The 11,817-nt window shown below is 45.3% G+C and carries 12 protein-coding genes; 10 read left to right on the top strand and 2 right to left on the bottom strand.

Annotated features, from left to right (window positions below):
• The first annotated feature begins 17 nt into the window (after positions 1-17).
• From D3H65_RS22075 to D3H65_RS22065, 3 genes are all read left to right on the top strand, one after another.
• On the top strand, positions 18-416 hold the full coding sequence (locus tag D3H65_RS22075; protein ID WP_119052397.1) for a hypothetical protein: 399 nt from the start codon (positions 18-20) through the stop codon (positions 414-416).
• A 466-nt stretch (positions 417-882) separates the two neighbouring features.
• Positions 883-1,101: a hypothetical protein gene (locus D3H65_RS22070; protein ID WP_119052396.1), complete on the top strand. Its 219-nt coding sequence runs from the start codon at positions 883-885 to the stop codon at positions 1,099-1,101.
• Between the two features lie 56 nt (positions 1,102-1,157).
• Entirely contained in the window at positions 1,158-3,575 is a 2,418-nt protein-coding gene (locus D3H65_RS22065; RefSeq protein ID WP_119052395.1) for a zinc-dependent metalloprotease, read from the top strand.
• Between the two features lie 170 nt (positions 3,576-3,745).
• Here the strand turns inward: D3H65_RS22065 and murA are convergent, their stop codons facing one another.
• Together murA and D3H65_RS22055 are read right to left on the bottom strand one after the other, a co-directional pair.
• Entirely contained in the window at positions 3,746-5,053 is a 1,308-nt protein-coding gene (gene murA, locus D3H65_RS22060) for a UDP-N-acetylglucosamine 1-carboxyvinyltransferase (RefSeq protein ID WP_119052394.1), read from the bottom strand.
• A 106-nt stretch (positions 5,054-5,159) separates the two neighbouring features.
• Positions 5,160-5,918 carry a DUF4290 domain-containing protein gene (locus D3H65_RS22055; RefSeq protein ID WP_245999560.1) on the bottom strand — a complete coding sequence of 253 codons (759 nt, stop codon included), beginning with the start codon at positions 5,916-5,918 and terminating at the stop codon, positions 5,160-5,162.
• A gap of 211 nt (positions 5,919-6,129) precedes the next feature.
• On the opposite strand from D3H65_RS22055, the gene gldC reads away from it, so the two are divergent.
• The 7 genes from gldC (at position 6,130) to D3H65_RS22020 (ending at position 11,759) form a co-directional block, all read left to right on the top strand.
• Positions 6,130-6,477: a gliding motility protein GldC gene (gene gldC / locus D3H65_RS22050; protein ID WP_119052393.1), complete on the top strand. Its 348-nt coding sequence runs from the start codon at positions 6,130-6,132 to the stop codon at positions 6,475-6,477.
• 10 nt (positions 6,478-6,487) lie between these two features.
• A complete protein-coding gene (locus D3H65_RS22045) occupies positions 6,488-6,940 on the top strand; it encodes a GatB/YqeY domain-containing protein (protein WP_119052392.1) in 453 nt (150 codons plus the stop codon).
• Complete coding sequence (locus tag D3H65_RS22040; protein ID WP_119052391.1) at positions 6,940-7,479, top strand: CvpA family protein; 540 nt, start codon at positions 6,940-6,942, stop codon at positions 7,477-7,479. Before D3H65_RS22045 ends, D3H65_RS22040 begins: the two co-directional genes overlap by 1 nt.
• A 152-nt stretch (positions 7,480-7,631) precedes the next feature.
• On the top strand, positions 7,632-8,408 hold the full coding sequence (locus D3H65_RS22035) for an alpha/beta fold hydrolase (protein WP_119052390.1): 777 nt from the start codon (positions 7,632-7,634) through the stop codon (positions 8,406-8,408).
• A gap of 177 nt (positions 8,409-8,585) precedes the next feature.
• Entirely contained in the window at positions 8,586-9,245 is a 660-nt protein-coding gene (locus tag D3H65_RS22030; RefSeq protein ID WP_119052389.1) for a CBS domain-containing protein, read from the top strand.
• Positions 9,246-9,323: 78 nt separating this feature from the next.
• The gene (locus D3H65_RS22025; protein WP_119052388.1) at positions 9,324-10,763 is read left to right on the top strand and encodes a POTRA domain-containing protein; all 1,440 of its coding nucleotides are present in this window, start codon (positions 9,324-9,326) and stop codon (positions 10,761-10,763) included.
• A gap of 117 nt (positions 10,764-10,880) precedes the next feature.
• Positions 10,881-11,759, top strand: a complete 879-nt coding sequence (locus D3H65_RS22020) for an NAD kinase (protein WP_119052387.1) — start codon at positions 10,881-10,883, stop codon at positions 11,757-11,759.
• Positions 11,760-11,817: the final 58 nt, after the last annotated feature.

The raw sequence follows: 11,817 nt of genomic DNA, 5'->3' as shown, positions 1-11,817 counted from the left end.
AATTAACCTTATTTACAATGAAGTTTTTAAAGAGTGCCTGTATGGCATTAGTGATGTTGCTAACGTTTGCTGCTTGTTCCAAGAGTACCGATAAGCCTGCTACTGTTAGCATCGAAGGGATTTGGACGGGAAAGTATGGAACGGGAAATAACAAACCGTCTTCTTTCTACAGCTTTAACATCAAGGCCAATGGTGTTATTGAAGAGCTGGATGCAAATGGCGCCGTAAAAGGTAAAGGTACCTGGAAGCTGGATAACAACAAGATCCTGATGGCCAACTACAATTATCTTCCTCCCGCTAATACCGAATACTCAGTAATTGGCGCATTTAACCCTCAGGAGGGAAGGATACTGGGCAACTGGGGTTATGGAGAAAGTGTTACCGATGGTGGCTCCTGGGAAATGACAAAGAAATAGCCTCCCTGTAAGAATTACCTGAAAAAGAATTCATCATAAAATACAGTGCTATGAAATTCTTTTTATCGTATCTGGAGTACATGAAGCTTAATACAAAGGCGCTGCAATTAGCTGGCAAAAGAAACAACAAAGAAAGCAGAGCGCAAGGCGGCCGTGCTTGAGCGCAAAACCAGGAAAAGGAAGTTTACTCAAAAAAATGGCCGATCACTCAATAGGCGTTGCCTGCCGGATTAAGCACCATTAGCTTTGTTTCATCAAAGATCAATAACCATTAAATCTGGCTAGTTTAGTTATAGCCATTAAAAGCGTGTTTTTTCAGGGTCGTTGGAAGGTTAATCCGCTCTCTGCCTTTGGCGGAGGCGGATTTTTTGTTTGCACCTGCTTCAGAGGTGGCACCTTTCGTCTGATATTTTGTCACTTGTTCAGTTCCCCTTTTGCATGTACTTTTGTACCCTGAATTAGGAATATGAAAAAGGGCCGCCTGATATTATCTGTATTGCTCATATTACTGGTATTCTCTACCGGAGCCGCGGCACAATGCTCCATCTGTACAAAAACCGCTTCCCAACTGGGAGAGCGTCCTGCCAAAGCCCTCAACACAGGGATCATCTACCTGGCCTTTACCCCTCTGGCGATAATGGGCTATGTGGGATACCGCTGGTGGAAAACTAACCGCATAGTATAGTAACCTGGAATTTAGCTTATCAATTTCCTTATCTTGTTGCATCAAAACCTGCTGCAATGAAATATACCTGGTTATGTTGTATTCTCCTGCTATCCATTGTTTCCACGGCACAAAAACTACCCACCGTTGAAGAAAAGACCAACGGTCTGAAAAAGTATCCTGGCTTCCTTGATTTTTACTGGGATGAAAATGCCGGCAAGATCTGGCTCGACATCAATAAGCTGGATTCCGAGATGATCTATGTTACATCCCTGCCCGCTGGCCTGGGGTCTAATGATGTGGGCCTTGACAGAGGGCTGTTGGATGCCACCCGCATTGTTAAGTTTTCCAAAGTAGGACGTAAGGTATTGATGATCGTTCCCAACTATGATTTCCGTGCCATTACCAATGATGTAGCGGAACGCCGGGCTGTAGAACAATCCTTCGCACAATCTGCCATCTGGGGGTTTACTGCTGAGGCCGAAAGCAATGGACATGTGCTGGTGGATGCTACCGACTTTATCATCCGGGATGCCATACGTGTAGGCAACCGGTTAAAGGGCACAAGGCAGGGTAATTATTCATTCGACAAAACCAGGTCGGCTATTTATTTACCCCGTACTAAGAACTTTCCCAACAATACAGAGCTGGAAGCCACTATTACACTGGTAAATAACGACGGCGAAACGGGTAACTTTGTGGGTGCAGTAACACCTTCACCAGATGCTGTTACTCTGCGCATTCACCATTCTTTTGTACAACTCCCCGACAATGATTACCAGCCGCGACTGTTTGATACCCGTTCTGGATACTTTGGGGTTTCATTTTTTAACTACAGCACACCCGTATCCTCACCTATTGAACAATATTATGTGTGCCGCCATCGCCTGAAGAAAAAGGATCCTGGCGCCGCTATCAGCGATCCTGTTAAACCCATTATCTATTACCTGGATAATGGTACCCCCGAGCCTATTCGCAGCGCTTTACTGGAAGGCGCTTCGTGGTGGAACCAGGCCTTTGAAGCCGCTGGCTATCGCAATGCTTTCCAGGTTAGATTGTTGCCAGATAGTGCCGATCCCATGGATGTGCGCTACAATGTGATCAACTGGGTGCATCGTGCTACCCGTGGCTGGTCTTATGGTAATACAGTTACTGATCCTCGTACCGGAGAGATTATCAAAGGCCATGTAACACTTGGCTCCTTACGGGTGCGACAGGATTATTTAATAGCCCAAGGTTTGCTGGCTCCTTATGAAACCGGTATTCCTGCTGATGATAAAATGATGAAGATGGCATTGGCCCGGCTGCGGCAGTTATCCGCCCATGAAGTGGGGCATACCATCGGACTGATGCATAACTACGCTTCCAGCGTGAGCGACCGGGCCAGTGTAATGGATTATCCGCATCCGCAAGTGCAATTAACAAGTGCCGGAGATATTGATCTGTCAAATGCCTATGACCAGAAAATAGGGGCTTGGGATAAGGTGGCTGTCACCTGGGGGTACCAGGATTTTCCATCAGGCGTGGATGCTGCAAAAAGCTTGGACAATATATTACGGGATGCCGCACAGAAAGGTCTCCAATACATTGCTGATCGTGATGCGAGGGCACCCGGCGGCCTGCATCCACAGGCCCATTTGTGGGATAATGGAGCTGATGCCGCTACTGAATTGAAAGCAGTCATGAAAATAAGAGCCAAAGCCTTAACCCAGTTTGGCGAGAAGAATATTCGCACAGGCCAGCCAATGGCTATGTTGGAAGATGTACTGGTACCTGTATACCTGTTTCACCGTTACCAGGCAGAAGCCGCTACGAAAGTAGTTGGTGGTATGTATTATACCTATGCATTGCGTGGAGACGGGCAAACCGTTACAAGGCCTGTAACTAAAGCCGAACAATTGAAAGCGTTGAATGCTGTGATCGACTGCCTGGACCCTGCATTCTTGCGCATTCCCGATAATATAGTGAAACTGATCCCCCCACGTCCGGCAGGTTACAATACTACGCGCGAGTTATTCAAAAAGAGGACAGGCCTTGCCTTTGATGCCCTGGCACCTGCAGAAACCGCTGCTGATTTCCCCTTGTCATTTCTGTTTAACACCGAACGTCTCAACCGCATGGTACAATATGAAGTGCAGCAAGGTGGTCTGGGAGTATCGGAAATGATCAATACATTGATCAGTAAAACATGGAAGGTGCCCCGTAGCAGTGGTATGGAAAAACTGATCCAGTTACAAACAGAGCAGGTTTTATTGACCTATTTGCTGGCTGTGTCCATAGACGAAAATGCTTCGTTCCAAACGAAAGCTGTCACTTTGAAAGCGCTGAATGAGTTGAAAACCTATATTCAGGTCCAGCAAAAGAGCAGTAAGGATGCCGACTATACAGCCCACCTGGCCTATGCGCTGGAGCGCATAAAAGCTCCGGAGAAAGCCAAGCCAACTGTACACAAGGAAATTCCGCCCGGCGCCCCTATTGGCTGTGATATTGAATAAAGAAATACAGGATATAAAAGCCCGGAAGTATTGCAACTTCCGGGCTTTTTGCTGTTATAATGCCATTATGTCTTGTTCTTAAAGGTAGCCTAACCATTGCCTTAACCTTACCTCAGGTGCCTTTTACAAAACCGGATGGATGAGACAAAATGGCTGTTGTTGCCTGCCGGTTAAGAGATCCGTCTGATATCCGCCCCCAGCTTTCTCAGGCGTTCATCAATATGCTGGTAACCCCGGTCTATCTGTTCAATATTCTGAATGGTGCTGCGGCCGTCTGCGCTCAAGGCAGCAATCAATAGAGATACCCCGGCACGGATATCGGGGCTGCTCATGGTTATGCCCCGGAGGTTTTGCTCACGGCCAAGCCCTATTACTGCTGCGCGGTGAGGATCGCAGAGGATGATGCGCGCGCCCATGTCAATGAGTTTGTCAACAAAGAACAAGCGGCTTTCAAACATCTTTTGGTGAATGAGTACACTGCCTTTAGCCTGCGTGGCTGTTACCAGTACAATGCTGATCAGGTCGGGTGTAAAACCCGGCCAGGGATGATCATATACCGTAAGTACCGAGCCATCCAGGAAGGTTTGTATTTCATACATCTCCTGGGCGGGTACATGAATATCATCTCCAATAAAGTCCATTTGGATACCCAGTTGTTTGAACTTTTCGGGAATCACACCCAGGTTCTCCAGGCTTACATTCTTAATGGTGATATCGCTTTGCGTCATGGCAGCCAGCCCTATAAAAGAGCCGATCTCGATCATATCCGGCAACATGCGGTGTTCAGTGCCTCCTAAATAGCCAACCCCTTCAATAACCAGCAGGTTGCTGCCTATTCCACTGATCCTGGCCCCCATGCGGGTAAGCATTTTACACAATTGCTGCAGGTAAGGTTCGCAGGCTGCGTTGTAAATGGTAGTAGTACCCTTGGCCATTACAGCCGCCATAACAATATTGGCAGTACCCGTTACCGAAGGTTCATCCAGTAACATGTAGGTCCCTTTGAGGTTCTGCGCTTCCAGGTGAAAAAAGCCATCGCCTGATTCATAATTGAAAGTGGCGCCCAGTTTCTCAAAACCTATGATATGCGTATCCAGTCTGCGACGGCCAATTTTATCGCCTCCCGGCTTCGGGATAAAAGCCTTGCGGAACCGGGCCAACAAAGGGCCGGCCAACATCACCGAACCACGCAGGCGACCGCTTTTTTTACGGTAGTCCTCACTGCGCAGGTAGTCAATGTTAACATTATCGGCCTGGAAAATGCAGGTGTCCCGCTGTGGCCGGTCAACTTTCACATTCATTTCTCCCAACAGCTCGATCAGCAGGTTTACATCCAGGATATCAGGAATATTGGTGATCGTTACTTTTTCTGGTGTGAGCAGTACAGCGCTGATAATTTGAAGCGCTTCATTTTTGGCGCCCTGTGGAATGATCTCGCCCTGTAGTTTTTTACCGCCGTTGACTTCAAAGGAAAGCATAGGTTGGCTGGAGGTTGAAAGGTGATTGATTAAAAAGGAGTGCAAAATAAAAAAAGTTGACCAGCCTCCTGGTCAACTTTTCAATAAATTAGATGACAACTGCACTTTACTTATACCGTTTCTTAAACTTGTTGTTGTTGTTATTGCCGCCACGGTCATTCCGGTCGTTGCGGTCATTCCTGTTGTCGTTACGGCCACCGCCGCCGCCGCCACGTCCCTGGTGTTGGAACTTCTGGTTGCGCTTATTGCGGTAGTCTCCATAACCACCACCACCTCTGCCATCACGGTCGCGTCCTTCATTGGGGCGATGTTGACGGACATAAGGAGTATTGGTAAAGGTCAACTGGCCATCGGTAAGATTGGTGAGCTCACTTTGAATGGCATCATCGTGCACGGTTTCTTTGTGCCAGTTGTTGTAAGCCAGTTTCATGTAATAGGCTACTGCATTGGCAAATCCCTGACGTTTATCAGGATTCTCTTCCTTCAGTGCCTTATTGATCACCAACTCCAGGTTTTTACCCAGGTGGCTGAACTTTGGATAGCGCTTGGGATAGGGAAGCGGCTTGGGCCTCGCTTTCAGTGTTTCCCGCGTAGGTATAGGATACGGCGATTCCACATCCAGGTTAAAATCTGCGATCAGGAACAAGTGATCCCATAACTTATGACGAAAATCCTCTACGTTTTTCAGGTGTGGGTTTAGGAACCCCATCAGCTCAATCACCGCATAAGCATTGCGCTGGCGGGCTTCCCGGTCATCCAGGCTCACAAGGTATTCAATCATCTTCTGAATATGGCGACCATATTCCCGGTAGATCAGATGGTTTCTGGCAGTATTGTACTCCATTTCCCCTAAAGTATTAAACATGTTACAAAAGTAGCAAAGTAAGTTTATAAAAAGAAAAGGCCTTTTTAGGGGCCTGTTCAATCAAATTTATGGTTGTTTTCGCAATTTAGCGTCTATAAATATGTCCTATCTTGTTGAACGGGCGGATAGCTTTACAGTCTTTTGTTCGGAAAAAGCATTATTCGGCGTATTTTTGCCATTCTTTTTCTAAAAAACTGATACTCAATAAAACATGAAGAAATCCACTATAACTATCGATGTGGCGTTGGATGAGAAGAATGTACCTGAACAAATCACCTGGAGCGCCACAGCCAGTACCGCGGATAGTGCCCGCCCGGCCAAAGCCCTCATGCTGTCTTTTTGGGATGGGGCCGATAAATCTGCCCTCCGCATGGACCTCTGGACAAAAGAAATGATGGTGGATGAAATGGCCGACTTTTACTACCAGACCCTGATGACGATGGCCGATTCTTTTGAACGTTCTACGCACCAACAGGAATTGGTGAATGATATAAAGACCTTCGCCAAAAACTTTTACTCCAAATTCCAGGATATCCAATTAAAGGAAAATAAGGCTTAAACAAACTGTTATGGCATTAGAACAACTAATCACGGCAGATCTTAAGACTGCTATGCTTGCCAAAGATGAAAAGGCCCTTCGTAGCCTCCGGGCTATCAAAGCCGCTATTCTGCTGGCTAAGACATCCGAAGGTGCCGGTGGCGAATTGAAGGAAGAAGACGAGATCAAATTGCTGCAAAAACTGGTGAAGCAACGCCGCGATTCTCTGGAAATATTTCAGCAACAAAACCGGGCCGACCTGGCACAAAAAGAGCAGGAGGAAATTGAGGTTATAGAAAAATTCCTGCCCAAACAATTAGGCCCCGAAGAATTGAAGTCACTGGTGGCAAAAATTATTGCAGAAGTGGGCGCTACTTCCCCGGCTGATATGGGTAAAGTAATGGGGGCTGCTACCAAACAACTGGCCGGAAAAGCCGATGGTAAAGCCATCAGCGCTGCCGTAAAGGAATTGTTGGCAAAATAATGATCATTGATATAATTTTTGGGATATTGCTATTGCTGGCTGTTATCAAAGGATGGCGGCGGGGGCTTATCATTGCAGTATTTTCAGTCATTGCCATCATTGTAGGCATCGCCGCCGCCATGAAATTGTCGACGGTGGTAGCCACCTGGCTCAGGGACTCTACCTCTGTATCGGTTCAATGGCTGCCTTTTCTTTCCTTTGCTATTGTTTTGATAGGGGTTATATTATTGATCCGGTGGGGGGCTAACCTGATTGAGGCATCATTAGAAGTAACTTTGATGGGATGGGTGAACCGCTTAGGCGGTATGTTGTTGTATATAATAGTATACACGTTGGCATTTAGCGTTTTGTTGTTTTATGCTACACAACTGAAGTTATTGAATGAGAACGCCATTGCCCAATCGGTTACTTATTCCAAAATACAGCCACTGGGCCCTATGGTTATAAATACTTTGGGCAGGCTTGTTCCCTGGTTTAAAGATATGTTCACAGAATTGGAAGGCTTTTTTGCCCATATTGCACAGCAGGCCGGACAATAAATTAGTTCTTCTCATTGATATTGATGAACCTGTAAACCGCAAAATAATCAGTAGTTTACAGTAAAATTGCATCGCTGAAAGCCTGGGATGTGATATTTGCGGTAAAACGTTTATTTTAGCGAATAATTGATTGAACTGAACCGAATTAACAGATGAATTACGAGATCAAACAAGTGGATAAGTTCAAATTTATTGAAGAAGGTGAGGGTGAACCGTTGATTTTGTTGCACGGTTTGTTCGGCGCATTGGGCAACTTCAATAGTTTGATTGAATATTTTAAACATCATTACAAAGTAGTGGTGCCTATGCTCCCTTTGCTTGACCTTGACCTGCTGCATACCTCCGTTGGCGGCTTACAAAAGTATGTTCACCGTTTCCTGGAGTTCAGAGACTATAAAAATGCGCACCTCCTGGGCAATTCATTGGGTGGCCATGTTGGCATTCTATATGTGTTAAAGCACCCCGAAAGGATTAAATCCCTCATACTTACCGGTAGTTCTGGATTATTTGAGAACGGAATGGGTGATACTTACCCCAAAAGAGGGGATTATGAATATATTAAAAAGAAAGCTGAAGTAACTTTTTACGACCCTCAGATCGCTACCAAGGAAATCGTGGATGAGGTATACGAAACAGTTAATAACCGTCTCAAAGCCATTAAGGTTATCGCCCTGGCCAAAAGCGCTATCCGGAATAATCTTGGTGAAGAACTCAATCAAATCAAGCAACCTACGTTATTAATATGGGGAAACAATGATGCCGTGACCCCGCCGTTCGTGGCACGTGAGTTTCAAAAATTGATCCCAAACAGCGAGTTGCACTTTATTGACAAGTGCGGACATGCGCCGATGATGGAAGTTCCCGAGGAATTTAACCGGATACTTCATAAATTTTTGACAAAATTAAATGAGCCCGCAGCGGTAGCCTGACTTTTATCGTCTATATAAGTAAGTACACCCACTGTTTTTTCTTACGGGGTAACCACCATTAACGACTGCTCGTACAAGAGGGTAGTAAGTATTGCCTTTTTCAGAAAATGTTTTGGTTCTGGTCCGTATAGGCTATTATTTCATCAACAAAATCATACAGGTTAATAACCTGAAGCAGTGCTAAACAAAGAACTCATATCTGCGACTATACCTACACTGAATCTTAAAGACTCAGTATTCCAGGCTCTTGAGCTGATGTCGGAGTTTCATGTAATGCAACTGGCTGTAGTAGCCGATGACAAATACCTGGGATTTGTATCGGAAGACGATCTGATGAATGTGGATGAAAATCTTACCCTCCAGTCTTTGGAAGCTCATTTTTCCAAAGCCGCCGTTCGTGCCAATACCCATTTCATGGAGGCCGTTCAGGTAGTTAATGATCATAACCTTTCCATTATTCCCGTTGTGGAGCCGGAAAATGTGTTTGCCGGTGTTATTACCGCTGCCGACCTGTTGAAACAACTGGGCAAGACTACCGGCGCAAATGAACCAGGGGGCATCATCGTACTGGAAATGGAACAACGTAGTTTCTCCTTCTCTGAGATCAGCAAACTGGTCGAAACCAACGATGCCCAAATCACCCAGCTCAATACCAATTGGGACACAAGTACCGGTTCTTTCATAGTGACCCTCAAAATCAATAAGTTCGAGATCTCCGACATTATAGCCACATTTCAGCGTTACGAATACCAGATTAAATACTACTTTGGCGAAGAGCTGTACGAGAACGAATTACGCAGTAATTATGACCATTTGATGAATTACCTCAGCATTTAACACATATATCAGGATTCTGCTATCTTCGTCTGTATTCATCCATAATAAATTCTGATACCTGCAACAGTTTTTCCCTGCATGCGGATACCAAAGAAATATTATTCTGTAATAGTAATCCTGTTGCTGGGAAATACACTTCTCAAAGCGCAGCCATTGGCAACCGATACCCAGGTAGTGGTTATCCAGCCGCCTGCCGTGCAGGAACCCCGCTCTACCCCATTTGTGGTAGGCATTATTTATATAGAAGGAAATAAGCGCACCAAATCCTACATGATACAAAGGGAATTGCCGTTTAAGCCCGGCGATTCCATTTATCTTCCAGACCTGGTAAAGGGATTTGAAATTTCACGTCAGCAACTGTTCAATACCGGCTTGTTTAATGAGGTAGTGGTGGCGCTTAAATCGTTCCGTGGTTATGAGGTCGACATCCTTATCCAGGTAAAAGAACGCTGGTATTTCTTCCCCATTCCTTACCTGAAACCGGTAGACCGTAATCTTTCTGAATGGGCACGTCAGGGCTATGGCGTTGATCGTCTTAATTATGGTCTCAAGTTCACCCAATATAATTTTACCGGTCGGAACGATAAACTGCGGTTCTATCTGATTACCGGTTATACAAAGCAGATACAGTTTCAATATGAACAGCCTTATGCTGATAAAACATTGAAACATGGTTATGGTGTTGGATTCTCCTACTCTTTCAACAAGGAGATCAATTATGCTACCATCAATAATATGCAGATGTTTACTGATTCTCTTACCGATGGTATCAGGCGTTGGGAAGGAAAGATTGAATATACCTACCGGCCAGGTTTGCGTACTTTTCATGCGGTGAGACTGGCTGTGGTAAAACAGCAGGTAGATAGCCAGTTGATGGGACTCAATCCAAAGTACTTCAAGGCCAATAGTAGTTCTGTTGTCTATCCTGAATTGTCATACACCATCAAATATGTGAATGTTGATTATGTGCATTTCCCCTTGACCGGCTGGGTGGTAGAAGCTGGTATATCAAAGCGGGGTATCAATAAAGAGATGGATATGTGGCAGCTGAATGGAAAATTTACCAAAGGCTGGCAGATTGCCAAAAAAACATTCTATTCTTTAGCGGGCAATGGGGTGCTCAGGGTGCCTTTCGATCAGCCTTATATCAATCACCGGATGTTTGGTTATGGCGATATGTTCCTGCGCGGCCTGGAAAAATATGTAATAGATGGGGTGGCTGCAGGTATGCTTCGCAATACCCTACGGCGTGAACTATTCCGCTTCACGGTGAAAACCCATCTCAAATCACGTTCACACGACCGGATCCCGTTTCGCATTTACGCCCGTACTTTTGGAGATATGGGTTATGCATATAATAAAAACTTCACCAGTAACTCCCTCACCAATCGTATGTTATATACCGGTGGAATGGGCGTGGATATTGTTACTTTCTATGATCTTATTATCCGCTTAGACTATAGCTTTAATCAATTAGGCCAAAGTGGCTTATTTTTGCACCTCAAGAATGATTTCTGATCGTTGCCCGGTCATTCCCTTATCCATATTCCTGTATTCTAAATCCTATCTTTGATATTATTAAGGATGCAGGGTTCTATATTCTGAAAACTGTATCCTGTATTTTTTGTCTTTATTATGAAAGTAGCCATCTATAGCCGGGTAATCGATTATGATCAGAAAGGAGAAGTCCAACAGTTGTTCGATGAACTGGGCAAAGAAAATATGGAGCTTGTTATTTACGAGCCTTTTTATGAAACCATCCGGTCATCGTTTAGATTTCCCGATAAGATCTCCATATTCAAGGATTCCAACGATCTTACTTCTGCCATCGACTTTCTCATAAGTCTTGGCGGAGATGGGACGTTGCTGGATACGGTAACCCTGGTACGCCATAAGAACATTCCGGTACTGGGCATCAATTTTGGCCGCCTGGGTTTCCTGGCAAGTATTGGGCGGACCGAGCTTTCCACGGCAGTACAATCTCTTGTAAAGCGTACCATTGTCATTGATAAGCGGTCGCTGATACACCTGGATGCCAATAGGCCCCTTTTTGGGGATGTACCTTATGGACTCAATGAATTTGCGATCCATAAGACAGATACCTCTCCGATGATCAAGATCCATACCTACCTAAACGGGGAGTTTCTGAATACTTATTGGGCTGATGGAGTGATTGTAGCCACGCCTACAGGGTCCACGGGGTACTCATTGAGCTGTAACGGGCCGGTCGTATTTCCGGAATCGGCGAGTTTTGTGATCACCCCGGTGGCGCCTCACAACCTAAATGTGCGCCCTATTGTGGTAGGAGATGACAATATTATATCATTTGAAGTGGAGGGCCGGGCCGACCATTTTATTTGTGCGCTCGATTCCCGGAAAGAGATTGTAGACAAAAAAGTGCAGTTGGCTGTTCAGCGTGAAGCCTTTACGTTGAGCCTGGTACGGTTAAATGAAAACAATTTCCTGCAAACCCTGCGCACCAAGCTTTCCTGGGGCCTCGATACGAGGAATTAACATTTCCCTTGAAAGAAAAAGCCGCCGGGTTACGTTAGACTCAAATACTTTAATTATT

Source organism: Paraflavitalea soli (genome assembly GCF_003555545.1).
Classification (GTDB): Bacteria; Bacteroidota; Bacteroidia; order Chitinophagales; family Chitinophagaceae; genus Paraflavitalea; species Paraflavitalea soli.
This window is presented reverse-complemented; position numbering and strand designations above follow the sequence as displayed.